Annotated in this window: 26 protein-coding genes; 10 read left to right on the top strand and 16 right to left on the bottom strand. The window is 32.0% G+C overall.

Features of this window, described 5'->3' with window-relative positions; all coding sequences use genetic code 11:
* Positions 1–32: 32 nt before the first annotated feature.
* On the bottom strand, positions 33–1229 hold the full coding sequence (gene sucC, locus VCM48_RS15080; protein WP_099216529.1) for an ADP-forming succinate--CoA ligase subunit beta: 1197 nt from the start codon (positions 1227–1229) through the stop codon (positions 33–35).
* Positions 1230–1472: 243 nt separating this feature from the next.
* Here sucC and VCM48_RS15075 point away from each other — a divergent pair, with 243 nt between their 5' ends.
* The 6 genes from VCM48_RS15075 (at position 1473) to VCM48_RS15050 (ending at position 7109) form a co-directional block, all read left to right on the top strand.
* Positions 1473–4007: a DUF5916 domain-containing protein gene (locus VCM48_RS15075; RefSeq protein ID WP_482271042.1), complete on the top strand. Its 2535-nt coding sequence runs from the start codon at positions 1473–1475 to the stop codon at positions 4005–4007.
* Positions 4008–4096: 89 nt separating this feature from the next.
* Positions 4097–4759 carry an ABC transporter ATP-binding protein gene (locus VCM48_RS15070; protein WP_121147041.1) on the top strand — a complete coding sequence of 221 codons (663 nt, stop codon included), beginning with the start codon at positions 4097–4099 and terminating at the stop codon, positions 4757–4759.
* Between the two features lie 45 nt (positions 4760–4804).
* Positions 4805–5356, top strand: a complete 552-nt coding sequence (locus VCM48_RS15065; RefSeq protein ID WP_482271041.1) for a CPBP family intramembrane glutamic endopeptidase — start codon at positions 4805–4807, stop codon at positions 5354–5356.
* A gap of 1 nt (position 5357) precedes the next feature.
* On the top strand, positions 5358–6122 hold the full coding sequence (locus tag VCM48_RS15060) for a TIGR02757 family protein (protein ID WP_482271040.1): 765 nt from the start codon (positions 5358–5360) through the stop codon (positions 6120–6122).
* Between the two features lie 31 nt (positions 6123–6153).
* Entirely contained in the window at positions 6154–6714 is a 561-nt protein-coding gene (locus tag VCM48_RS15055; protein ID WP_482271039.1) for a PAS domain-containing protein, read from the top strand.
* A gap of 11 nt (positions 6715–6725) precedes the next feature.
* A complete protein-coding gene (locus VCM48_RS15050; RefSeq protein WP_482271038.1) occupies positions 6726–7109 on the top strand; it encodes a DUF6122 family protein in 384 nt (127 codons plus the stop codon).
* Here the strand turns inward: VCM48_RS15050 and VCM48_RS15045 are convergent.
* Both VCM48_RS15045 and rimO read right to left on the bottom strand, forming a co-directional pair.
* Positions 7098–7856: a Dph6-related ATP pyrophosphatase gene (locus tag VCM48_RS15045; protein WP_482271037.1), complete on the bottom strand. Its 759-nt coding sequence runs from the start codon at positions 7854–7856 to the stop codon at positions 7098–7100. The genes VCM48_RS15050 and VCM48_RS15045 overlap by 12 nt on opposite strands.
* Before the next feature lie 44 nt (positions 7857–7900).
* Positions 7901–9253: a 30S ribosomal protein S12 methylthiotransferase RimO gene (rimO, locus tag VCM48_RS15040; protein WP_482271036.1), complete on the bottom strand. Its 1353-nt coding sequence runs from the start codon at positions 9251–9253 to the stop codon at positions 7901–7903.
* 128 nt (positions 9254–9381) lie between these two features.
* Here rimO and VCM48_RS15035 point away from each other — a divergent pair, with 128 nt between their 5' ends.
* Entirely contained in the window at positions 9382–9957 is a 576-nt protein-coding gene (locus VCM48_RS15035) for a Crp/Fnr family transcriptional regulator (protein WP_482271035.1), read from the top strand.
* Between the two features lie 67 nt (positions 9958–10024).
* Positions 10025–11128, top strand: a complete 1104-nt coding sequence (locus tag VCM48_RS15030) for an SMP-30/gluconolactonase/LRE family protein (RefSeq protein ID WP_482271034.1) — start codon at positions 10025–10027, stop codon at positions 11126–11128.
* A gap of 45 nt (positions 11129–11173) precedes the next feature.
* Here the strand turns inward: VCM48_RS15030 and VCM48_RS15025 are convergent, their stop codons facing one another.
* Together VCM48_RS15025 and VCM48_RS15020 are read right to left on the bottom strand one after the other, a co-directional pair.
* Positions 11174–12820: an amidase family protein gene (locus VCM48_RS15025; protein WP_482271033.1), complete on the bottom strand. Its 1647-nt coding sequence runs from the start codon at positions 12818–12820 to the stop codon at positions 11174–11176.
* A gap of 111 nt (positions 12821–12931) precedes the next feature.
* Complete coding sequence (locus tag VCM48_RS15020; RefSeq protein WP_274641188.1) at positions 12932–13288, bottom strand: winged helix-turn-helix transcriptional regulator; 357 nt, start codon at positions 13286–13288, stop codon at positions 12932–12934.
* A 95-nt stretch (positions 13289–13383) separates the two neighbouring features.
* On the opposite strand from VCM48_RS15020, the gene VCM48_RS15015 reads away from it, so the two are divergent.
* Positions 13384–13983, top strand: coding sequence for a nitroreductase family protein (locus VCM48_RS15015; protein WP_482271032.1), 600 nt, complete (start codon positions 13384–13386; stop codon positions 13981–13983).
* 65 nt (positions 13984–14048) lie between these two features.
* Here VCM48_RS15015 and ftsY read toward each other — a convergent pair whose 3' ends face one another.
* The 7 genes from ftsY to VCM48_RS14980 all read right to left on the bottom strand — a co-directional run bounded on the left by ftsY (position 14049) and on the right by VCM48_RS14980 (position 18887).
* A complete protein-coding gene (gene ftsY, locus VCM48_RS15010) occupies positions 14049–15002 on the bottom strand; it encodes a signal recognition particle-docking protein FtsY (protein ID WP_482271031.1) in 954 nt (317 codons plus the stop codon).
* A gap of 253 nt (positions 15003–15255) precedes the next feature.
* Positions 15256–15408: a DUF4295 domain-containing protein gene (locus VCM48_RS15005; RefSeq protein ID WP_274641185.1), complete on the bottom strand. Its 153-nt coding sequence runs from the start codon at positions 15406–15408 to the stop codon at positions 15256–15258.
* 28 nt (positions 15409–15436) lie between these two features.
* Positions 15437–15619: a 50S ribosomal protein L33 gene (gene rpmG, locus VCM48_RS15000; protein WP_013070733.1), complete on the bottom strand. Its 183-nt coding sequence runs from the start codon at positions 15617–15619 to the stop codon at positions 15437–15439.
* 27 nt (positions 15620–15646) lie between these two features.
* Positions 15647–15886, bottom strand: coding sequence for a 50S ribosomal protein L28 (rpmB, locus tag VCM48_RS14995; protein ID WP_047790661.1), 240 nt, complete (start codon positions 15884–15886; stop codon positions 15647–15649).
* A gap of 166 nt (positions 15887–16052) precedes the next feature.
* Positions 16053–17297 carry a competence/damage-inducible protein A gene (locus VCM48_RS14990; RefSeq protein WP_482271030.1) on the bottom strand — a complete coding sequence of 415 codons (1245 nt, stop codon included), beginning with the start codon at positions 17295–17297 and terminating at the stop codon, positions 16053–16055.
* Between the two features lie 41 nt (positions 17298–17338).
* Positions 17339–17947, bottom strand: a complete 609-nt coding sequence (locus VCM48_RS14985; protein ID WP_274641183.1) for a fumarylacetoacetate hydrolase family protein — start codon at positions 17945–17947, stop codon at positions 17339–17341.
* A gap of 100 nt (positions 17948–18047) precedes the next feature.
* Positions 18048–18887 carry a 1,4-dihydroxy-2-naphthoyl-CoA synthase gene (locus tag VCM48_RS14980; RefSeq protein WP_047790629.1) on the bottom strand — a complete coding sequence of 280 codons (840 nt, stop codon included), beginning with the start codon at positions 18885–18887 and terminating at the stop codon, positions 18048–18050.
* Positions 18888–18981: 94 nt separating this feature from the next.
* Between VCM48_RS14980 and VCM48_RS14975 the strand changes: the two genes are divergently transcribed.
* Positions 18982–20220, top strand: coding sequence for an alpha/beta hydrolase-fold protein (locus tag VCM48_RS14975; protein ID WP_482271029.1), 1239 nt, complete (start codon positions 18982–18984; stop codon positions 20218–20220).
* A gap of 1 nt (position 20221) precedes the next feature.
* On the opposite strand, the gene VCM48_RS14970 is transcribed toward VCM48_RS14975, so the two are convergent.
* The 4 genes from VCM48_RS14970 to VCM48_RS14955 form a co-directional block, all read right to left on the bottom strand.
* Complete coding sequence (locus tag VCM48_RS14970) at positions 20222–20632, bottom strand: S1 RNA-binding domain-containing protein (RefSeq protein ID WP_274641181.1); 411 nt, start codon at positions 20630–20632, stop codon at positions 20222–20224.
* A gap of 1 nt (position 20633) precedes the next feature.
* On the bottom strand, positions 20634–22286 hold the full coding sequence (gene menD, locus VCM48_RS14965) for a 2-succinyl-5-enolpyruvyl-6-hydroxy-3-cyclohexene-1-carboxylic-acid synthase (protein ID WP_482271028.1): 1653 nt from the start codon (positions 22284–22286) through the stop codon (positions 20634–20636).
* A 109-nt stretch (positions 22287–22395) separates the two neighbouring features.
* Positions 22396–23049 (bottom strand): fructose-6-phosphate aldolase, encoded by a 654-nt coding sequence (fsa, locus tag VCM48_RS14960; RefSeq protein WP_440121116.1) that lies wholly within the window; start codon positions 23047–23049, stop codon positions 22396–22398.
* A gap of 125 nt (positions 23050–23174) precedes the next feature.
* Positions 23175–23975, bottom strand: a complete 801-nt coding sequence (locus VCM48_RS14955; protein WP_482271027.1) for an SDR family oxidoreductase — start codon at positions 23973–23975, stop codon at positions 23175–23177.
* Positions 23976–24066 lie beyond the last annotated feature (91 nt).

The following is a 24066-nucleotide window of genomic DNA, read 5'->3' as shown; positions in this document are numbered from 1 at the left end:
AATATATTACTAAGAATTAATTAAAAAAAGTTTTAAGCGCTTAAAACTTCTCCTACTTTATCAGCAGCTTCTTGGAACTCAGTAGCTGAGATAATTTCCATTCCGCTGTTGTCAATTAATTCTTTTGCTTCTTTAGCGTTTGTTCCTTGTAAACGACAAATAATAGGCACATTAATTTTATCTCCCATATTTTTATAAGCATCTACAACACCTTGAGCAACACGGTCACAACGAACGATTCCTCCAAAAATGTTTACTAAGATAGCTTTTACGTTAGGATCTTTTAAGATAATTCCGAAAGCAGTTTCAACACGTTGTGCATCTGCAGTACCACCAACATCTAAGAAGTTAGCTGGATCACCACCTGCTTGCTTAATTAAATCCATAGTTCCCATTGCTAAACCAGCTCCGTTTACCATACATCCAACGTTACCATCTAAATCTACATAGTTTAATCCTGCAGCTTTAGCCTCTACCTCAATTGGGTTTTCTTCACGTAAATCACGCATTGCAGCATAATCTTTATGACGGTATAATGCATTCTCATCTAACGATACTTTAGCATCTACTGCCATAATTTTATCATCAGATGTTTTTAATACTGGGTTAATTTCAAACATCGAAGAATCAGACTTGATGTATGCTGTATATAAAGCAGTAACAAACTTTACCATTTCTTTTAAAGCCCCACCGCTTAAACCTAAGTTAAAAGCAATTTTACGAGCTTGGAAAGGTAATAATCCTGTTCCTGGATCAATTTCTTCTGTAAAAATTAAGTGTGGAGTTTCTTCTGCCACAGTTTCAATATCCATACCTCCTTCAGTAGAGTACATAATCATGTTTCTACCTGTAGCACGGTTTAATAAAACTGACATATAAAATTCATCTGGCTCACTATCACCAGGATAATATACATCCTCAGCAATTAACACTTGGTTAACTAACTTACCTTCTGCCGAAGTTTGAGGAGTTACTAACATCATTCCTAAAATGTCATCAGCAATACTTTTTACCTCATCTAAGTTTTTAGCTAACTTAACACCACCACCTTTTCCACGACCACCTGCGTGTACTTGAGCTTTGATTACATGCCAACCAGTACCTGTTTCTTCTGTTAATTTCTTCGCTGCTTCAACAGCTTCTTCTGGAGTATTTGCAACAATTCCACGTTGAATACGAACGCCAAAACTGCTTAATATTTCTTTACCTTGATATTCGTGTAAGTTCATTAGATATGAATTTTTAAAGTCGAACAAAAATACAAATTCAATTTATAATACCTTATAAATTGTACTTTAATTTATGATTAAAATCAATTTTATTATAATTTTCATTTTTGCATTTTTTTAACATTTTAACGTGTCACATTCTTTTTTTTAACAGGTCTTTACCGTAATTAACATGATTTTGTGATTTATTTATCCTAATCATAATAATTTAGCCCAACAACTAATACTATATCTCAATCAACTATGCTTAAAGTTTTAGCATTTATTACAACCTGTTTCTTCTTTATAGGAGTTACAAATGCCCAAACAATTAACCAAAATAGAAAAAAACTAGACGTAATACGTGTAGATTCACCTCCAAAAATTGACGGAAAATTAGATGATGCTGCTTGGAAAAATGTTCCTACCGCAAAAGACTTTGTAATGATGCGTCCTGATAACGGAAAAGCAGAACCTGACACCCATAAAACAGTAGTAAAATTAGTGTACGATGATAATGCTATTTACATCAGTGCTAAAATGTACGATCCTGAACCATCTAAAATACCTGCTGAGTATACTAACAGAGACAATATTGGTAACAGTGATTTCTTTTTAATAACCATTAACCCTAACGATGATGGACAAAATCCTTTTGAATTTATTGTAACCAGTTCTGGTGCGCAAGCAGATTCAAAAGTATCAAACGGAAATGAAGATTTTAACTGGAGTGCTGTATGGGATAGTGATTTTAGTATTAATGAAGACTCTTGGGTTGTAGAAATGAAGATTCCTTACAGAGCTTTACGTTTTGCCAATGTTCCGGTTCAATCATGGGGAATTAACTTCCACAGAAAAGCATTGAATTTAAATGCTCAATTTACATGGAATCATATTGATAACCAACAAGGAAACTGGACACAATATGATGGTTTATATGAAAACTTCACCAACATAAAACCTCCTACTCGATTAAACTTTTACCCATACGCATCCGCTACTACCACCACTAAAGATGGTAATACTGATTTTGACTGGAGTGTAGGTATGGATGTAAAATATGGAATTACCGAAAACTTTACTTTAGACGCTACTTTAATTCCTGATTTTAGCCAAGTAGGTTTTGATAATGTTACCTTAAACCTTGGTCCTTTTGAACAACAATTTACAGAACAACGTCAGTTTTTTACTGAAGGAACTGAACTATTTAGTAAAGGACGCCTATTTTATTCAAGAAGAATTGGAGGAAGACCAATAGATCAATTTTCTGGTGAACGAAGAGACGATGAAGAATTTACTGATGGGAAAAAAGTTAACGATGAAGTTATAGATGTTCCTGATAAAGTTCAAATGCTAAACGCCATAAAAATATCTGGAAGAACCAAAGGAGGTTTAGGTGTAGGTTTTTTTAACGCTATTACCGAAAAAACAGAAGCTACTGTTGAAAGAACTGAGCAAACAATTAATGGATTAGACACTATTACGAATGTTAGTACCTATAAAACTACAGTAAACCCTTTTTCTAACTACAATATTATGGTACTAGATCAGCAATTTAATCAAAACTCTGCGATAACCTTAATCAATACCAATGTAACTCGTGATGGAAGGTTTAGAGATGCAAATGTTACTGGATTGATTTGGCATGTTGAAGACAAAGAAAGTAAGTATAATATAGATGGTAGCTTTAAAATGAGTAATATTTCTGATGATGAAGACAACCCTAATACAGGATACGCTTTTGATACCAGTATAGGTAAACAATCTGGAAATTGGCGTGGAGAAATTGGATACAATTTTGAAAACAAAGACTACAACCCTAATGATATGGGGATTCTTTTTAGTAATAATGAACAAACTATTTATGGTTTTGTTGGTTACCGTTTATTAAAACCTAAAGGAATATTTAATAATTACGGGGCCAACATATACTATAACTTTAACTTTTTGCACAACCCAGGAACTTATGTTGGTACCAATGCTGGCCTATCTTTTTGGGCTGATACCAAAAATCGATTCAGCTTTGGAGGAAACTTAAATTATAGCACAGAACGAAAAGACTTTTTTGAACCAAGACAAGGAACAACAAGTGGCATCTACTTTAACAAACCTGAAAGGCTGAATGTGAACCATTGGGGTTCTACCGATTATAGAAAAAAGTTTGCAATAGATTATAATTGGTATTATACCTTTTATAACTACAACCCTAAAGAAGACTACGGATTCAGAATTTCACCAAGATATCGTTTTACAAACAAATTTTCTTTAATTTATGGTTTCAGGTACGGAAAAACCAATAACGATCAAGGATATGTTACAAAAGTTAGTGAAGACGATGTGCAAGAAAAACCTTCTTTAGCACCATTAAAAGATCATATTATTTTTGGTCAACGAGATTGGGCTACATACGACAATTCTTTAACAGGAAAATATACCTTTAGTACAAAATCTGCAGTATCATTATCATTTAGACATAACTGGAGTAAAGTTCCATATCAAGGAAAGTATTTTAGTTTAAATGAAGAAAATGGAGAACTTACAGAAAACAACTACCAAGGAGAGCACGATAAAAACTTTAATAGTTGGAACTTAGATCTAAACTATCAATGGCAATTTGCTCCGGGTAGCCAATTAATATTTTTTTACAGAAATTCTATAAGGCCAGATCATGATTTTGCTCCTGCAAACATTGATTTTAAAAACAACATCTCAAAACTTTTTGATCAAAGTATGCAGCATAGGTTTTCAGTTCGATTAGTTTATTTTATCGATTACAACAACATTAAAAACATAATTTAAATACACGTTTATGTATTGTTTGAAATCAGATAAGCATTAAAGCTTATCTGATTTCTTTTTTATACTTTCGTTACTTAGAAAATAATACTATGATTGTTGCTAAAAACATCCACAAACATTACGGAGAGGTAGAAATATTAAAAGGCGTTGATCTTCATATAAAAAAAGGAGAAATTGTAGCTATTGTTGGTCCTTCAGGAGCAGGAAAAACAACCTTACTGCAAATTTTAGGAACCTTAGATAAACCATTAAAAGATCAGAGCTACGAATTATTGGTAGATGGTGTTTCTATCAAAGATTTAAACGACACAAAAGTTTCTGCGTTCCGAAATAAACACATCGGATTCATTTTTCAATTTCATCAGTTATTACCAGAGTTTACAGCCTTAGAAAACGTTTGTATTCCTGCATTTATAGGAGGAAAAGGAAAAGTAGAAACCGAAAAAAGAGCCAAAGAATTACTAGCCTTTTTAGGATTATCGCATAGAGAAAATCATAAACCTAACGAGCTTTCTGGAGGAGAACAACAACGTGTTGCTGTTGCCAGAGCTTTAATTAATGAGCCTTCTGTTATTTTTGCTGACGAACCTTCAGGAAACCTAGATTCTACCTCAGCAAAAAACTTACATGAATTGTTTTTTAAATTACGTGATGAGTTTGGACAAACGTTTGTATTAGTTACACACAACAAAGAATTAGCAAAAATGGCTGATAGAACGCTTACAATGAAAGACGGAATTATTGTTGAATGATGTAACTATTTAAAGTTTCTTGCTACTAATTAATAAATCACTCCCATGAAAGAAACTTTTCAAGAACTTGTTACCTATTTAAAAAATCCTGTTTTAGAAGAAGATACCAACCAAGATATTTCATATCGGTTTCAAAAATTCTTTCACCTCCTTTTCATAAGCATTATTACAGGTGCAATATTATCACCTCTTTTTCTTCTTGTTCAAGAATTAGGTTTGATAAACATGAATGAACATGCTATGGAAGAATTACTAAAAGCGCATACCAAATGGTTTATTGCTTTTCTTACAATCATTTTAGCTCCTTTGTTTGAAGAGTTATTTTTTAGAGCACCAATTACTTTATTTCATGGTAAAAAAACTTTTAAAGTAGCCTTTTATGTATTTGCGCTACTTTTTGGTTTGGTACATTTAACTAACTTTAATATTACCACCAACGTACTTTTATTAGCTCCAATACTAGTAGCTCCGCAAACTATTTTAGGTGGTTATTTAGGGTTTATCAGGGTTCGTTTTGGTTTACAATGGAGCATCTTATTACACGCTTGTTACAATGCTTTTTTTGTTTTGCTTAGTTTTGCAGGAGATTTAGCATAAAATGAACAAAAAGGAGCTCAAAGAATTTTTAGACGAAAAAGTAATACAATACAATAATCCAGATTTTATTGATAGTGACCCCATTCAAATTCCACACCAATTTTCGGTAAAAGAAGATATTGAAATCGCTGGTTTTTTAGCTGCAACTATTGCTTGGGGAAACCGTAAAATGATTATTAACAACTCCCATAAAATGATGGATTTAATGGGAAATTCTCCGTACGATTTTGTCCTCAATCATTCTGAAGAAGATTTAGTTAATTTTGACGGATTTGTACACAGAACGTTTAATGCTGATGATTTTAAACTCTTTGTTCAATCGTTAAAAAACATCTACCAAAATCATGGCGGATTAGAGGCTGTGTTACAACCAAAAGATAATGCCGATAATTATCAGCATGCTATTCATAACTTTAAACAAGTGTTTTTTGAAATTCCACACCAATCAAGAACTTTAAAACATGTTTCTGACCCTTTAAAAGGTTCTGCATCCAAAAGAATTAACATGTTTTTACGTTGGATGGTTCGTAACAATACAACTGGAGTCGATTTAGGTATTTGGAAAACACATTCTCCAGCACATTTACATTGTCCGCTAGATGTACATACAGGAAATATTGCTCGAAAATTAAAAATTCTTACTAGAAAGCAAAACGATTGGAAAGCCATTCAAGAACTTGATGTAACTCTAAGAAAGTTTGATAAAAAAGATCCTGTTAAATATGATTTTGCCTTATTTGGTCTAGGTGTTTTTGAAAAATTTTAGTTTTACTAAAAAAAGTAGTTATTTAGTAGATATGAAAAATAGTTTTGATAAAATGATGTCTTTAGATATTTATGTATCAAATTTAGACAAAGAAGAATACGTTAAAATTGCTGATGACCTTAATCCTTCATCTAAAAAAAGTATAAATCTTTTAAGTTGGGGAATTCAAGACTTGTTTATTGAAAAAGAACTATACAGTGACTTAAAACTTATAAAAACATTTTCAAAAAGCTTCAACTGGAAAAATAACATTACATCTATTATAAAAGAAAACGATTATGAATCGTTAGTTCTTACCGATATACAAAAGAAAATAATTTGGGTAAGTGATGGTTTTACCAAAATGACGGGCTACAAAAAAGAATTTGCATTAAACAAAACCCCACGCTTTTTACAAGGAGAAAAAACAAAGGAAACTACTAGAAAAAGGATTCAAACAAAACTTTTAAAGGGAAAACCATTTAAAGATGTAATCATTAATTACAGAAAAGATAAATCTACCTATAAATGTGAACTATACATAATCCCACTACATAACAATAACAACTCGGAAATCACACATTTTTTAGCTTTAGAAAAAGAAGTGGTTTAAGCTTTAAGCAAATGCAAACATTTATTCACTACTTTTTACATTTTGGTTTCCCTGTAATTATAGCCTATCTATTTTTTAAAAATAACTGGAAAAAAATTGCACTATTACTACTTGCTACCATGTTGGTAGATGTAGATCACTTATTAGCAAGTCCTATATTTGACCCCAATCGATGTAGTTTTGGTTTTCATATATTCCACTCTTACTATGCAATAGGACTGTATATTATCTTACTTTTTTTGAAAAGACCTTATAACATTATCGGTTTAGGACTCTTACTACACATGCTAACCGATTTTATCGACTGCTTATTTATGTACAATACATGTAGCTCTTGCTTAGAAAATTCCCCAGCAAAAAATTTATTAGAACCAATAAGCAAATTACTTTTTTAACAGTAAATCACAGTACCAAAAACTTCTATCATAGTTTTTAGTGGAGCTTTCCTCTGTTTTCTTAGTTTTCTTTGAATCTTGATAACAATTGTCATCATCACTTTTATGCAAAGTATACGATTTCAACACCTTCTCTCCTATTTCAAACTCCACAGGTTTCTTAAAAATAGGTCCGTCATAACAAAAGGTATGAAACTCACCATTTTCTCCGCAAACATCTACCCCTTCAGGAAGTTCATTAATAAAATCTTCATCAATAACTCTCCCTACAAATTCTTCTCCTAACAATTTTGCATTCACACAAACAGTTATTGTTTTAAAACCTAGGGCTAAAAACTCACGAAGTAACTCTTTTGTATCTTGTTTCCATAACGGATACACACCTGTAATTCCTACTTCTTGCAGTTTCGAATCACGATAAGCTCTTAAATCCTCCAAAAAAATATCTCCAAAAATACCATTTACAAGCCCTGCTTCTTTTAACTCAGCTGTTTTCTCCTTCATTCTCTGATTGTACAAATCCATTGTAACCTCAGCAGGAAAATATATTTTTTCTAAAGGAATCCCTATACTTTCAGCCTGTGCATCTAACAAATCTTCATGCAAACCATGCATTGAAACACGTTGATAGTCTTGATTTACATTCGTTATCAACTTTTGCACATCGTATTCTTTTTGCTGTAATATTTTGTATAATGCTAATGAAGAGTCTTTTCCAGAACTCCAGTTAAAATAAGCTTTTTTCATACAGCAAATATGCATAAAAAAACCTGCTTTTAGCAGGTTTGATTTTATTTCTTCTTTTGATTTAAAGGAACTGGCCTTTCTTGTTTTACTACTGGTTTTCCGTGTAAATCAAAATCACCAGCATCAAAAATTTCAACATCTATAAATTCTCCTAATTTGATATAATGCTCGCGAGCATCCACAATTACATCATTATCTACATCTGGAGAATCAAACTCAGTACGTCCGTAATAGTATTCTCCATCTTTTCTATCGAATAAACATTTGAACGTCTTTCCTATTTTCTCTTGATTCAATTCCCAAGAAATTTGAGACTGTACTTCCATAATTTCGTTTACACGTCTGAACTTTACATCAGCAGGAACATCATCTTCTAAAACATACGCTCCAGTATTTTCTTCATGCGAATATTCAAAAGCACCTAAACGCTCAAAACGCATCTCTTCTACCCAATCTTTCAATTCTTGAAACTGTTCTTCAGTTTCTCCTGGATATCCAACAATTAACGTTGTACGAATTGCCATATTTGGCACTGCTTCTCGGAATTTGTGAATCAATGAAGTCGTTTTTTCATGCGTTGTACCACGCTTCATCGATTTTAAAATCTCCGTATTGATATGCTGTAATGGAATGTCTAAATAATTACAAACTTTTGGCTCATCCTTCATTACTTCTAACACATCCATTGGAAAACCAGTTGGAAAGGCATAGTGTAAACGAATCCATTCAATTCCATCAACTCTTGCCAATTCTTTTAATAAATCTGCTAAAGCGCGCTTTTTATAGATATCCAATCCGTAATAAGTTAAATCTTGTGCTATTAACATGATTTCCTTGATACCTTTTTCAGCCAACTTCGTAGCTTCTGTAACCAGATCTTCTATAGGAGTAGAAACATGTTTACCTCTCATTAATGGAATAGCACAAAACGAACACGGACGATCGCAACCTTCTGCTATTTTCAAATAGGCATAGTGCTCTGGAGTTGTAGTTAAACGCTCACCTATTAACTCATGCTTATAATCAGCTTCTAAAACTTTTAATAAGTTTGGTAAATCGTGTGTACCAAAATACTGATCTACATTGGTAATTTCAGCTTCTAAATCTGGTTTGTAACGTTCACTTAAACACCCCGTAACAAATACTTTATCTACTTCACCTTCTTCTTTCTTCTGTGCGTAGTGTAAAATAGTTTCTACACTTTCTTCTTTGGCTTTACCGATAAAACCACATGTATTAATTACTACAATATTACCATCGTCATTTTCATCTTCATGAACCACTTCTTTACCATTGGCTTTTAACTGCCCCATTAACACTTCACTATCGTAAACGTTTTTTGAGCAACCTAAAGTAACTACGTTAATTTTGTTTTGTTTTGTTGTTTTGGTACGCATACTATAAAAATTCGGTGTGCAAAGATACGTTTTAATTGAACTTCTTTAACTTTAAACCCTTAAAAATTAGTTTGATTCTTAGCCTTACTTTAGATAACTTCGCTGTTAATTGAACTTTATATTAAAAAATGGACGAACTCAAAAGATTGCTACATGACTTAATTGGACTTACTGAGAATGAGTTTCAAATATTTTATAATCGATTAGAAAGAAAAGAATACAAAGCAAAAACATTAGTTATTAAAGAAGGGAGAAAAGCGAAAGATTTATACTTTATTGAATCTGGTTTTTTTAGAACATTTAAAAATATAGAAGGTAAAGAGTTTACAACCTATTTTTCTTGTGATAACCAGTTTATAACAATTTTTGATAGTTTTATATACCAAACTCCTTCCCTTGAGTTTCTAGAGGCTATTGAAGACAGCGTAGTTTATAAAATTTCTTTTGATAGTTTAACTCAATTATATAAAGAATCTCCCAATTTTGAGAAGTTTGGTAGAGTTTTAGCTGAGAGAAATCACCTTTGTGCACAACAAAGAGCTCTAACTATGCAAACAAAATCGGCTAAGAAAAAGTATTTAGACTTTATTAAAAACTATGATAAAAAAATTGTTTTAAGAGCTCCTCAATATCAAATTGCTAGTTTTCTTGGTATAGCTGCTGAATCTTTGAGTAGAATTCGAAAAGAAGTTACCATTTCCTAACATTTGTCAAGATAGAAATAAATTGCTGTCATTTTCTTTGTCTTTGTAAATTATAAAAACAAATACAATGAAAATTACATCATTATTAAAATACGCTACATTATTAATCTTACTCATTTTTATAACCAGTGTTACTTTTAAATCGTGTTCAATTAATCCAGAAGCTTGGTCTCCTCCCACACCTCCTAAGTTAGTAGGCGCACTTATTGAAAATGAGCTCTTAAGCTCAACTCAACACATCGATTTAGAAGGTTGGTATGGGCCTGAGGATATTGCCGTAGACAAACAAGGAAACTTATATTGTGGGGTACACATTTCTGAAACAGACTTTTCAGATGGTAGAATTTTAAAAATTGACACATCGGGAAAAGTTTCTGTGTTTTGTAATACTGAATCTTGGGTTGCTGGTTTACATTTTGACAGCAATCAAAATCTAATTGCTTGCGACTTAGAAAGAGGTTTAATCAGTGTAGATAAAAAAGGGGAAATTAACACTTTAGCAAGTGAAGATGAAAACGGAAACAAGTTTTTAATTCCGAATGATGTAGACATTGCTTCTGATGGAACTATCTACTTTACTAATACTTCTTCTAAAATTCCTTTTAGCAGAACACATATTTGGAAACTTTTAATGGAAGCGAAACCCGATGGAGGTCTTTATAGTTACAATCCTAAAACTAAAGAAGTAAAAACACTCATAGATGGCACTTATTTTGGAAACGGTGTCGCGGTTTCTAAGAATGATGATTTTGTGTTAATGGTAGATTTGGCTAAATATAGAATTCTTAGATACTGGTTAAAAGGTAGTAATAAAGGAACAACAGATATTTTTCTAGACAACCTACCTGGTTTTCCTAATGGAGTCTCTAGAAGAACCGATGGTAGCTTTTGGCTTGGTTTTTCAACTAAAAGAGATCCTTCTTTAGATGAAATACATTCTAAACCTCTTGTAAAAAAGTTAGTTTATGGTCTTCCTCTATTTTTACAACCTAAAGTAGCTCGCTATGGAATGATTATGCATTTGAGTGCTGATGGAGAGATTTTAAAAGCTTATTATGACACAACTGGTAAAGTTGTGTCAGAAGCTAGTTCAGTTGAAGAGCATGAAGGATATATTTATCTCGGCGGAGATGTGTCTGGTTATATTGGAAAATATAAATTAGAAGATTAAAATAAAAACTCCCGAATTGGGAGTTTTTATTTTATATATTGTCAATTAATGATAATCAACTGGAGTCTTTCTTACTTTCGTTAGTTGTTCAAATGTATATCCTAGCTGTAATAATTCTTTTTCAGTAAAAGGCTTCCCTATAAACGTTAAACTAACAGGTTCTCCTGAGTTTTTATATCCCATAGGAACTGTTAATGTCGGGTACTTAGCTACTGCTGCAATACCAGAATGATAATTATTAATAGATAGAATAATATCTAAATTTTGAGTTTTTAAATCTTGTAAAAACTTTTTACCATTAAAACTTAAACTATCTTTTACGACTTCTAACTGTGCTAAAGTTGTTGTGTCTTTTACTATTCCTTCAAATAGCTGTTGTCCGTAAGGAGCTCTTTTAATAGAATCTTTTTTGTTGTATGCAACTACATCTTCTATACCTTTTACTGTTAGCTCTTTGTTTGCATAAGTAGATAGGTATTTAGGTAAATCATGTTTCATATCTATATTTAACAGCGTAATAAATCCATCAAATGAAATTTCTGGTGGAGTTATCTCTATAATTTCTGCACCAGCTTCTTGTAACTTTTCTACACTTGCTTTATAGATAGAATCTGTTAGAATAGGTTTTAGTACTCCTATTCTTTTTCCTTTAATTGTGTAGCTTTCATTAAGCAATTCTTTGGGTTTAAAATCTTCTATTTCTAAAGAAGCAGCATCTTCGTTATCTTTCCCAAACATTGCTTCAAATAAAATAGCATTATCTACTATGCTTTTAGTCATCGGTCCAGGTGTATCTAACGTACTTGAAATCGGAACAATTCCTGAGCGACTTAAAACACCAATTGTTGGTTTTAACCCAACTACTGAGTTTTGGCTTGATGGTGAAGTTATAGACCCTGCTGTTTCTGTACCTACAGCAGCTACTGCATAGTTTGCAGCTACAGAAACTCCACTTCCTGAGCTTGAGCCTCCTGTTTCAAAAATTTTTCTTCCATAAGGGTTTAAGGTCTGTCCCCCAGTAGCGCTATAACCTAACGGGCAATCTTCACAAAAGAAATATGCCCATTCACTTAAGTTTACTTTTCCTAAAATCAACGCTCCTGCTTCTTTTAATTTTTTGACAATAAAAGCATCGTTATCGGTTAAATTGTTTTGTAAGGCTACTGCTCCTGCTGTAGTTATCATTCCTTCTGCATCAATATTATCTTTTATTAAAATAGGAATTCCACTAAGCGAATATTCATTAACCTCTTTAGCCTCTTTATCTTTTGCTCTCGCTTCTTCTAGAACCTTTGGATTTAGTGATATGATTGCATTCAAATACTTTGTACTATCACTTTCATATTTTCGAATTCTATATAAATAGAATAATGTTAGTTTTTCGTAGGTGAGTTTTTTATTTGTTATGCTTTTTTGAATAGTTGGAATATCTTTTTCTAAAATTAATGATTTTAGTTGTTGATATTCTTCTTCTGAAAATTTTGATAACTCCTTTTCAAAAGGTTTAAATTCTTTATTTAAATCTAAAAAATGAGACTGTAGTAGTTTAAACTGCATTCTCTTCTTTTCATGCTTTTGCTGTGCTTCTATTTCTGAAGATTCATCATACTTTTTAAAGTACAATTTACTAGATGTTTGTTTGCATGAATAAATAAATAAAGTGATTAATAGTAATAGTAGTATTTTTCTCATGGAGTCAAGTATTTGATTATCAAATGTAATTATAAAAAACGAAAAGTTACTTTTACCTTAAAAAGAAGCTTTCCCGTATATGAATTCAAATAGCTTGCGGTTTACTAATTTTTACTTGGAGTAGTTGTTTACTACAAAATCTCCCCAATCTGCAATAGACTGCACTACTGGAATCAATGTTTTTCCTAAATCAGTTAAAGAATATTCTACTTTTAAAGGAGGTTTTGATGTGTACACCTTTCTTTTAATTACTCCGTCCTCTTCCAACGACTTTAACTGCAAACTGAGCGTTCGTTCTGTAACCATTGGAATTTCTTTTCTTAATTCACTATAACGAAGTGTTCCTTTTATTAAATGAAAAAGAATGACAGTTTTCCATTTCCCTCCAATAATTCCCATGGTAAGACTTGTGCAACAAGGAAACTCTTTTCCTTTAAATTTAAGTGTTTTAGATGTTTGTACCTCCATAACTTATACTATCCTTTTTGACCGTTATTGCAAAGATAAAATACTATAATTACTTTTGCTACTATAATTTTTATAGTTTGATTAAAAAATAGAATATGAGCTTTATAACATCAATGCAGCAACGTTATACTACCAAAAAATACAATGCTTCAAAAAAAATTGAATCGGAAAAAATTAAAGAGTTGCAACAGGTTTTACAACTAAGTCCTTCATCAATAAATAGTCAACCTTGGAAATTTATTTTTGTTTCTGATGCTGATACTAAGCAACAACTTTCAGAGGTATCTTGGCTAAACACTAGTAAGGTTCTTGAAAGCGATACTGTTGTGGTGTTTAACAGAATTAATGACGTAGCATTATTTGAAAAACAAATTGAGAAAGAACTACCAGAAGGAGCTGTAAACTATTATAAAGAGTTTATAAAACCAAAACCTGAAGAAGAGATTAAAGCTTGGTTTGATAAGCAGGTATATTTAGCTTTAGGAGTCTTTTTAAGTGCTTGTGCTGAAATGGGAATTGATGCTACTCCAATGGAAGGTATTGAACCTGAAAATTATGACAAAATTTTGAATAACGAAGGTTATAACACTCTTGTTGCTGTAGCTATAGGCTATAGAGATGTAGAGGACTCTAACCAACCTGATAGAAAACCTAAATCGAGATTAGCTCTTGATAAGGTTATTGAGACAATTTAAAAAATAAAAAAACTCCCAAATTGGGAGTTTTTCTATGATTGTTTCCTGTCTTTTCTGGTATTATATTACTTAAAGAAAGAATCTACAAATTCGTGTTTATTAAACACTTGTAAATCATCAATACCTTCTCCTACTCCGATATATTTAACTGGAATTTGGAATTGATCTGAAATACCAATTACCACTCCTCCTTTTGCTGTTCCGTCTAATTTTGTTACTGCCAATGAATTAACTTCGGTTGCTTTAGTAAATTGTTTCGCTTGTTCAAAAGCATTTTGCCCTGTTGAACCATCTAACACTAACAATACATCGTGTGGTGCATCTGGTATTACTTTTTGCATTACACGCTTTATTTTTGTTAGCTCATTCATAAGGTTTACTTTGTTATGTAAACGTCCTGCTGTATCAATAATGATTACATCTGCATCTTGGTTAACTCCTGACTGAACAGTATCAAAAGCTACAGAGGCTGGGTCTGAGCCCATTTCTTGACGTACAATTGGTACGTCTGTTCTATCTGCCCAAACTTGTAACTGGTCTATTGCTGCTGCTCTAAACGTATCAGCTGCTCCTAAAACCACTTTTAAGCCTTTCTTTTTAAATTGTGAAGCTAGCTTACCAATGGTTGTTGTTTTTCCTACTCCATTAACTCCTACAACCATCAAAACATATGGTTTTTTATTAGCCGGTATGGTAAAATCGGTTTCATCACCAGTATTTGTTTCAGATAACAAACCTGCTATTTCTTCACGTAAGATTTGGTTTAACTCATCTGTACCTAAATACTTATCTTTAGATACACGCTCTTCAATTCTATCAATAATTTTTAAGGTAGTTTCTACACCTACATCTGACGATACCAATACTTCTTCTAAATTATCTAATACATCATCATCAACCTTTGCTTTTCCTGCAACTGCTTTTGATAATTTAGAGAAAAAACTTGTTTTGGTTTTTTCTAACCCCTTATCTAAGGTTTCCTTTTTCTCTTTCGAGAAGATTTTCTTAAAAAAACTCATTCTTAAATTTTATAATCGCTTACATAGGTTAAAAACTATACCGTTTTATTAATACGGTCAAATTGTCATTACTCTTGCGTTAGGGATTGAGGCATTTGTTGAAGCTCTCCCGATACTTCGGGAAGCGACTGCCGAAAGCCCGACCCGCTAGGGGTAACGCCCAACTTATACTTATGTTGTTAATACAAACGTGTAAATATAAAAAAAGCTACTCTCTAATGAAAGTAGCTTTTCTTTAAACTGTATACAAGAATTACTTTTTTGCTAAAAAGTCGCTTACTTGTGTTGGATCCATAATAGCTTCAACAAAAGTGTAAGCTCCAGATTTAGGAGACTTTACCATTTTGATAGCTTTGGTTAATCTTTTCGAACCTGTTTGTAACGATGCTACTGATTTCTTTGCCATTTTATATTAAAGTTTACGCCGTAGCTTATTATTTAATTTCTTTATGAACTGTCATCTTCTTTAAGATTGGATTAAATTTCTTTAATTCCATTCTATCAGGAGTATTTTTTTTGTTCTTTGTTGTAATATAACGAGAAGTTCCTGGTTGACCAGAAGCTTTATGCTCAGTACACTCTAAAATTACTTGAACTCTGTTTCCTTTTTTTGCCATCTCTCTAAAATTTTATCTAGTAAGGAATTATTTAGTTAAGAAACCTTTTTCTCTAGCTTCTTTAATAACCGCAGAGATTCCTTTTTTATTAATATTTTTTAATGCAGAAGCAGATACTTTTAAAGTTACCCATTTATCTTCTTCTGGAATATAGAAACGCTTAGTCATTAAATTAGCGTTAAATCTTCTTTTAGTTCTATTTAAAGCGTGAGATACATTGTTACCTACCATCGCTTTTTTTCCTGTTAATTCACAAACTCTAGACATCTTCTTGACAGTTTTTAGTGTTATTTCTAAACGAGGTGCAAATTTATGCATTTTAATTTACTGCACAAAAATATTCTCGATTAAATTTTTAATTAATTTTAATCTTTTCAAAACTAGGTTCAGCATCTAACCTATTTGGAAGCGTAACGGGCGCAAAAATACTAATTTATTTTAATATGGCAGCCTGTAATAGTTCTAAAGATTTGGTTACCGTTCTATTAATAACTTTTTCTCTCGGTTGCCCGAAATTAAACTCATGAACTTCCACTCCGTTTTTCGTTGCTATACCAATATACACCAAGCCTACACTTTTATCATTATGATCGGTCGTTGGGCCTGCATTTCCTGTTACAGCTATAGCAAAATCTGTTTGTAATTTTTCTAAACATCCTTTAGCCATTTCCTTTGCTACCTCTTTACTTACAACGGTAAACTTATCTATTGTTTCTTTAGAAACCCCAAGTAGTTGTTGTTTTAACGCTGCTGTATACGTAACAAATCCGCCCATAAAATAAGATGATGCCCCTGAAACGGAAACAATAGTTGATGCTATCTTTCCTCCTGTTAAACTCTCTGCAGTAGCTACGGTTTTACCATATTGTTTTAACAGTTTCCCCACCTCTTTTTCTAATGAAGTTTCATTATCGTCTCCAACAATTATCTCAGAAATTAATTCATATAGTGCAGCAACCTGCTTCTCCATCTCTTTCGCTAACAAATCTTCATCGTTTCCTTTAGCTGATAATCGTAAACGAACACTTCCGTAAGATGGTAAATATGCTAATTTTATAAAATCAGGTAAATTATCTTCCCAATCAGAAATTCTTTCAGCAATAATTGTTTCACCTGTACCTACTGTCATAATGGTTCGGTGTAAAATAAATGGCAATTTAAAAGTAGACTGTAACTTTGGTAGTACATCATACTTCATTAATCCTTTCATTTCATAAGGAACTCCAGGAAGTGACACAAAAACCGTATCGTTTTCGTAAAACCACATTCCTGGTGCGGTTCCTAAACGATTCATTAATAAAGTTGCTTTTGATGGAAGCTGTGCTTGGTACTTTTGAATTTCGTTGAATGGGTGATTAACTTTTTTGAATAAATATTTAATATTATCAATCACCTCTGGATATTCAACAACCTTATCGTCTTGAAAATATTCAGCAATTGTTTTTTTTGTGATATCGTCCCTAGTAGGCCCCAAACCTCCAGTTATTATCACAATATCTGCTCTACTTTCTGCTTCTTTTAACGCATTTAATATGTGTTGTTTTTCATCCTGAATTGAGGAGATTTGATAAACCGAAATTCCAATTTTATTAAGTTCTTGACCAATCCATTGAGAATTGGTATCTACAATTTGTCCGATAAGAATTTCATCTCCTATCGTAATGATTTCTGCATTCATTTATATATCTAAAAAAGAATCCCGCCGAAGCGGGATATATTTTATTTTACTTTAATTTGAAAAGCTTGCTTTCCTTCTATAATTCCTGTTAAAATGTCATTCTCAGCCACCTTACCAACACCTGCTGGTGTTCCTGTAAAAATAATATCTCCTTTTTTCAACGTGAAATATTGCGACACATAACTAATCAATTCATCAATCTTCCACAACATACTAGATGTATTTCCATCTTGCACAACCTCATCGTTCTTCTGTAATTGAAATGACAAGTTTTCTAAGTCAAAGTCTTCTTTTGGAAAAAACTCTCCTACTATAGCACTACCATCAAAAGCTTTTGCTTTTTCCCAAGGCAATCCTTTTTCTTTACATTGCGCTTGTACATCACGAGCTGTAAAATCAATCCCTAATCCAACAGTGTCGTAATACTTGTGTGCAAATTTTGGAGAAATATGTTTTCCTACTTTGTTTATTTTTACCAATACTTCTACCTCATAATGAATATCATTTGAAAATGGTGGAATGAAAAATGGCATTTTCTTAGGAAGAATAGCCGAATCTGGCTTTAAGAAAACGACTGGGTTTTCTGGTCTTTCATTTGCTAATTCTTCTATATGTTTTGCGTAATTACGCCCTATACAAATTATTTTCATAAGCCCCTTTTAATTTCCCCAAAGGGGAAAAATCATACTCTTTTATTTTTATAATTTACTCAAACTAATTCCTTCCCTTTGAGAGGGTTAGGATGGGCTTTTAAGGTATCCAAGTTTTTGGGAAATTTGGCTTACGTTTTTCTAAAAACGCATCACGTCCTTCTTTAGCTTCATCCGTCATATATGCTAAACGAGTTACTTCTCCTGCAAATACTTGTTGTCCTACCATTCCATCATCCGTTAAATTCATTGCGAACTTTAACATTTTAATAGAGGTTGGTGATTTTGCTAAAATTTCTTGTGCCCAATCAAAAGCTGTTTGCTCTAACTCGTCATGAGGAATTACTGCATTTACCATTCCCATTTCATAAGCTTCTTGTGCTGAGTAATTTCTTCCTAAGAAAAAGATTTCACGAGCTTTTTTTTGTCCCACCATTTTAGCTAAATAAGCAGAACCATATCCTGCATCAAACGAAGTTACATCTGCATCAGTTTGTTTAAAAATAGCATGTTCTTTACTTGCTAAGGTTAAATCACAAGTTACATGCAAACTATGTCCTCCACCTACTGCCCAACCTGGAACTACACAGATTACTGCTTTAGGCATAAAACGTATTAAACGTTGTACTTCTAAAATATTCAAACGGTGGTAACCATCATCTCCAACATATCCTTGATGTCCACGTGCATTTTGATCTCCTCCAGAACAGAAACTCCAAACTCCATCTTTTGTTGATGGTCCTTCAGCTGATAATAATACAACTCCGATATTGGTATCTTCATGTGCGTCATGAAATGCATCTAATAACTCTGAAGTAGTTTTTGGTCGAAACGCATTACGTACATTTGGTCTGTTAAATGCTATTCTTGCAACGTTGTGTGACTTTTTATAGGTAATATCTTCGTACTCTTTGGCAACTTTCCAGTCTGGTTGTATCATAATTTTAAAATATTGTCGTTATTTAGTTGTACAAAAATAACATAATAACTTTATTTTTCTTTTCTATATTTGAACGATATAATTTACCCCTAATATGAAACAAGTTTATTTATTATTTACCTTATTAATTAGTACTAGTCTTTTCTCTCAAAAAGTTGTTACTCAAAATGTCAATTCAAAAGAGCTAGGAAAAGATAGAAACATAAAAGTCTACCTTCCTAAAGGATATGATGTAGATGAAACCACTAATTATCCTCTAGCTATTGTTTTAGGTGATGAGTACCTTTTTGATTTATATGTAGGAAATGCTAAGCTTTATGCAAATGTAGATAAAGCGCCAAGACAAATTGTGGTAGGAATTGATATGAAGAGTACTTATGGAAAAGATATTTCTATTATACCTTCTAATAATTCCTTAACAAGTACTGGTGTACATTTTTTTAATTTTATTAAACATGAATTGATTCCTTTTATGGAAGGGAATTTTAGAACTTCTCCTTTTATGACAATTGTTGGTGAAGGAAAGGCTGCTAATTTTATCACTCATTATTTAAAGGATGAAAAGCCTGTTTTTAATTCTTATATCTGTATTACACCTGATTTTCCTCAGTTTGCTCCTGCAATAATGGAGTCGTATTCTCTTAACAGACTAGGTTCTATAGATAACACTTACTTCTTGTATACAAGTAATAACAAAAAGTATATTGATGCTAAACAATATAATAGATTTAGTGATATTAGAACTTTGTTAACATCTTATGAAGCTAAAAACTTTAATGTTACTTTTGATGAATTTGATTCTTCTCCTAGCTATTTAGCTATGATTGGAGAAACTATTCCAAGAGCTTTTACACAAATGTTTAGTTTATATTCTAAGATTACTAAAGAGGAATATGAAGCTAATGTAAAAGATCTAGCTCCTTTAGATGCTATTAAGTACGTTGAGAAAAAATATTTAGACATTCAATATTTATACGGTTCTAACTTAAATGTTCGTTTGGATGATATTTTTGTTATTGAAGATATTGTAATTGACAGACAAGATGGTGATTACCTTAGAGTTTTAGGCGACTTTGTAATGATAAAGTATCCTGATTCTCACATGGGTGATTTTTACATAGGTAAGTATTACGAGTTAGGAAAGGATTATGAAAAGGCTGATTTTTACTATAAAGCTGCTTATGGTAAGATGGATCCTTCTGACCCTAATGCAAATGCTTTTTACGAAAATATTAAGCGTGTAAACGATTTAATGGGAAGTAAGAAGAAAGAAGAAATTAAAAATAATGACGAGGAAATTATTGAAGAACAAGAGGAAGAAGGACAAGAATAGGTTATTTTAACACTATTCTGTCTTCTTGTAATTCTATTTTTTTACTCTTATACAAGCTGCCAATAGCTCTCTTGAATGCTTTTTTACTCATTTGTAAGTGAAATTTAATTGATTCAGGAGAGCTTTTATCTGTTAATAATAAAAAGCCTTTTTCTTCTAACTTTTTAAGTATTTTTTCTACATCTGAATCAATTACATTTTTAAATCCTTGTGGGCGTAATGATACATCTACCTTTTCATCCTCACGTATCTTTTTAATGTACCCTACTGTTCGCATTCCTTCTTCTACATCACTAAAAACTTCATTATTATATAGCAAACCTTCGTAAGCTTCATTAATCAAAACCGTATAACCTAACGCGGTTTGAACTCCGATAACTAAATCTACCTTATCACCTTCTTTTAATTCCATCTTATAAGTTTTTAAAATAGTTTTTTAAAACTACATCATTTATTTCTTTTGGAGTAAAAACCTCCATTATTTTTGGTTGATTCGATTCTGAATAAAACGAAGTCAAACTTGTTTGCAAACTCTTTAAATCTTTTACTTGAACATATTCAAAACCATACGTTTTTGACAAGTACTCTGCTGTTAAATTATGTGGTGTTTCAAAATACTCAGTCGCATTTGTTGTTAACGGTCCCGGGATATATCTAAAAATACCGCCTCCTGCATTGTTTAAAATAATAATTCTAAAATTCTTCGGAATATTTGTATTCCATAACGCATTGCTATCGTAAAAGAAACTTAGATCCCCTGTAATAAATACTGTTTGATTTTTTGAAGCAAATGCAGCTCCTACAGCTGTACTAGTACTCCCATCAATTCCACTTGTTCCTCTATTACAAAATACTTGTAGTGTGGAGTTCACATCAAACAATTGCGAGTATCTGATTATAGAACTGTTACTAATTTGTACTTGTGAATTATCAGGAATATTATTTAAAATGATTTCAAAAGATTTTAAATCCGAATATTCACAATTTTTCAAATATTCTTCATGCTTAATAGCTCTAAGTTTTTTCTCTTCCAGCCATCTTGTTTGATAATTACTTTCAACATTTCTCTTTTCCTCAGAGAGTTCTGTTAAAAATGTAACTGGTTTTATCTGCATAAACTCAGACAAACAATGATAGGTATCCATTGCCTTTAACTCATCAACATGCCAATGATGTTTTGGTTGTAACTTTCGTAAGAATTGTTTTATTCTTTTTGATATTACCATTCCTCCTAAAGTAACTAATACTTCAGGTTGTAGTTCTTTATACTCGTCTTCAGTTAGCTTAGATATTAATTTATCAATACTATTAATAAATTTTGAATGGTATATATTTGATGTTGTTTCTGTAAACACTAAAACAGAAGTATCTTCAGCGTACACATTCAATATTTTTTGAAGTTCAGCATCTGGAAAACTACTTCCTACCAAAATCATTTTTTTAGTTGAAGTATTCCATATAGAAGTTAATTTGTTTAAATCAACAAACTGCTTCTTTTTGCTAGCAATAACACTTGAAAAATCAAAAGGTGTTAGTTCTTCTACCGTTTCGTATAAAGGCTCATCAAACGGAACATTTATATGAACTGGTCCTTTTTGAGTGATTGAAGTTTGCAATGCTTCAATTAATAAACTAATGTTATTTTTTAACTGACTTTCTTCTTCAATCAAATTAGCAGAAAACAAAATATGGTTTTCAAACACATTTTCTTGACGAATAGTTTGTCCGTCACCAATATCAATTAAATGTTTAGGTCTGTCTGCTGAAATTACAACTAATGGAATGTTACTATAAAAAGCTTCTGCTATCGCAGGATAATAATTCAACAAAGCTGACCCTGAAGAACACACAATAGCTACAGGTTGCTGCTTTTGTTGTGCTATTCCCATTGCAAAAAAGGCTGCACAACGCTCATCTACTACACTTAATGTTTTTATTTCTGGATGATTTGAAAATCCAACTGTAAGTGGTGCATTACGAGAGCCTGGAGAAATTACAACAGTATCAATATTAAATTGATTACATGCTGAAACTACTAATTGCGCGAGTTCTTTTTTTGGGAACATTTATTTTTAAGTTAAAAAATGTCATTTCGAAAAAACGAAAAACCTTTTTGATTAAGTAGATTTTTCACTTCTGTCGAAATGACATTGTATTTTTTCCAACTAAAGTTGGTTAGTTTCCTTTTTTATAATCTGCTAAAAATTTAGCTAAACCTATATCTGTTAAAGGGTGTTTTAATAATCCTTCAATAGCACTTAAAGGTCCAGTCATAACATCAGCACCAATCTTAGCACAATCAATAATGTGCATAGTATGACGTACAGATGCTGCTAAAATCTCTGTTTCAAATGCGTAATTATCAAAAATCTGACGAATTTCAGCAATTAGATTTAAACCATCTGTAGAAATATCGTCTAAACGACCAATAAACGGGGATACATACGTTGCTCCTGCTTTTGCAGCCAATAATGCTTGACCTGCAGAGAATACTAATGTTACATTGGTTTTTATTCCTTTATCAGAAAAATATTTACACGCTTTAATACCATCTTTAATCATAGGTAATTTTACTACTATTTGAGGGTTTAAAGCAGCTAACGCTTCACCTTCCTTCACCATACCGTCAAAATCAGTAGAGATTACCTCAGCAGAAACATCTCCTTCTACTATTTCGCAAATTGCTTTGTAGTGATTGATAATGTTATCTTCTCCTGTTATTCCTTCTTTAGCCATTAATGACGGGTTTGTTGTTACTCCGTCTAAAATACCTAAAGCCTGTGCTTCTCTAATTTGATCTAAGTTAGCTGTATCAATAAAAAATTTCATCTTTATATTTATTATGTAGTTGTGTTCTAATTCTTGAATTTTACGAGAGTTCAACTCTCTATAAAACAATGCATAAAATGATGTTTTATGCCGTAATTTTCTTTAATTACTAATCTTCTGCGAATTTACAATTTATAATGATTCATTAGTAATTTTTCATAAACTTTATCGGGCAATATTCTTTTTAATACAATTGAAAATTTCTCCATAAATCCTCCTACTTTATAGTGGATTTTAGGGTTCTTGTTTTCAATGATTTTATAGATTGCTTCTGCCATTAGTATTGGGTCTGCTCCTGAATCAACATGAGCATCCATTAAAGCTAAATTTTCAGCATATTTTTCTTTGTAAGCAGAGTTTTCAAAAACAGGTGTGTGGTATCTTCCCGCAGCAATATTCGTAGCAAAATCTCCTGGAGCTACGTTTACAACTTTAATACCAAAACTTTTTACCTCCATACTCAACGCTTCTGTTACTAACTCTAATGCTCCTTTACTTGCAGAATAAATCCCTCTAAAAGGTAACCCCATGTAACCTGCTATTGAGGTTGTATTAATAATCGTTCCTGATTGTTGCTTTCGCATATGAGGTAACACTTCTTTAACTACATCAATTACTCCAAAAAAATTTGTATTAAAGTTATCTTTCATTTCTTCTGTTGGAGTATCTTCAATAGGACCTGTAATTCCTTTTCCTGCATTATTTATTAACACATCAATCTTTCCTTCAGCAGTAATTACTTCTTCTACAGCTTTCTTTATCGACTCTTGATTAGTTACATCTAATGCTACCATTTGAAACGGAGTAGTTACTTTTTGAGGATTTCTACTTGTTCCGTAAATTTTAAATCCTCTATCATGTAAATAAGTAGCAATTGATTTTCCTATTCCTGAAGAAGCTCCTGTTATGAAAACTATTTTTGACATTCTTGTAATTTTAAGCAAATATCTTAAAGTTAACTTCAATAAAAAAACTTTAAAACTTATCTTAGCACTTTATCTTTCAAGAACAAATACT

Source organism: Tenacibaculum sp. DPLXC6 (assembly GCF_056815515.1).
This window is presented reverse-complemented; position numbering and strand designations above follow the sequence as displayed.

Coding starts and splice junctions, on each gene's coding strand:
- sucC (WP_099216529.1), bottom strand. CDS start 1,229: ATGAACTTACACGAATATCAAGGTAAAGAAATATTAAGCAGTTTTGGC.
- VCM48_RS15075 (WP_482271042.1), top strand. CDS start 1,473: ATGCTTAAAGTTTTAGCATTTATTACAACCTGTTTCTTCTTTATAGGA.
- VCM48_RS15070 (WP_121147041.1), top strand. CDS start 4,097: ATGATTGTTGCTAAAAACATCCACAAACATTACGGAGAGGTAGAAATA.
- VCM48_RS15065 (WP_482271041.1), top strand. CDS start 4,805: ATGAAAGAAACTTTTCAAGAACTTGTTACCTATTTAAAAAATCCTGTT.
- VCM48_RS15060 (WP_482271040.1), top strand. CDS start 5,358: ATGAACAAAAAGGAGCTCAAAGAATTTTTAGACGAAAAAGTAATACAA.
- VCM48_RS15055 (WP_482271039.1), top strand. CDS start 6,154: ATGAAAAATAGTTTTGATAAAATGATGTCTTTAGATATTTATGTATCA.
- VCM48_RS15050 (WP_482271038.1), top strand. CDS start 6,726: ATGCAAACATTTATTCACTACTTTTTACATTTTGGTTTCCCTGTAATT.
- VCM48_RS15045 (WP_482271037.1), bottom strand. CDS start 7,856: ATGAAAAAAGCTTATTTTAACTGGAGTTCTGGAAAAGACTCTTCATTA.
- rimO (WP_482271036.1), bottom strand. CDS start 9,253: ATGCGTACCAAAACAACAAAACAAAACAAAATTAACGTAGTTACTTTA.
- VCM48_RS15035 (WP_482271035.1), top strand. CDS start 9,382: ATGGACGAACTCAAAAGATTGCTACATGACTTAATTGGACTTACTGAG.
- VCM48_RS15030 (WP_482271034.1), top strand. CDS start 10,025: ATGAAAATTACATCATTATTAAAATACGCTACATTATTAATCTTACTC.
- VCM48_RS15025 (WP_482271033.1), bottom strand. CDS start 12,820: ATGAGAAAAATACTACTATTACTATTAATCACTTTATTTATTTATTCA.
- VCM48_RS15020 (WP_274641188.1), bottom strand. CDS start 13,288: ATGGAGGTACAAACATCTAAAACACTTAAATTTAAAGGAAAAGAGTTT.
- VCM48_RS15015 (WP_482271032.1), top strand. CDS start 13,384: ATGAGCTTTATAACATCAATGCAGCAACGTTATACTACCAAAAAATAC.
- ftsY (WP_482271031.1), bottom strand. CDS start 15,002: ATGAGTTTTTTTAAGAAAATCTTCTCGAAAGAGAAAAAGGAAACCTTA.
- VCM48_RS15005 (WP_274641185.1), bottom strand. CDS start 15,408: ATGGCAAAGAAATCAGTAGCATCGTTACAAACAGGTTCGAAAAGATTA.
- rpmG (WP_013070733.1), bottom strand. CDS start 15,619: ATGGCAAAAAAAGGAAACAGAGTTCAAGTAATTTTAGAGTGTACTGAG.
- rpmB (WP_047790661.1), bottom strand. CDS start 15,886: ATGTCTAGAGTTTGTGAATTAACAGGAAAAAAAGCGATGGTAGGTAAC.
- VCM48_RS14990 (WP_482271030.1), bottom strand. CDS start 17,297: ATGAATGCAGAAATCATTACGATAGGAGATGAAATTCTTATCGGACAA.
- VCM48_RS14985 (WP_274641183.1), bottom strand. CDS start 17,947: ATGAAAATAATTTGTATAGGGCGTAATTACGCAAAACATATAGAAGAA.
- VCM48_RS14980 (WP_047790629.1), bottom strand. CDS start 18,887: ATGATACAACCAGACTGGAAAGTTGCCAAAGAGTACGAAGATATTACC.
- VCM48_RS14975 (WP_482271029.1), top strand. CDS start 18,982: ATGAAACAAGTTTATTTATTATTTACCTTATTAATTAGTACTAGTCTT.
- VCM48_RS14970 (WP_274641181.1), bottom strand. CDS start 20,632: ATGGAATTAAAAGAAGGTGATAAGGTAGATTTAGTTATCGGAGTTCAA.
- menD (WP_482271028.1), bottom strand. CDS start 22,286: ATGTTCCCAAAAAAAGAACTCGCGCAATTAGTAGTTTCAGCATGTAAT.
- fsa (WP_440121116.1), bottom strand. CDS start 23,049: ATGAAATTTTTTATTGATACAGCTAACTTAGATCAAATTAGAGAAGCA.
- VCM48_RS14955 (WP_482271027.1), bottom strand. CDS start 23,975: ATGTCAAAAATAGTTTTCATAACAGGAGCTTCTTCAGGAATAGGAAAA.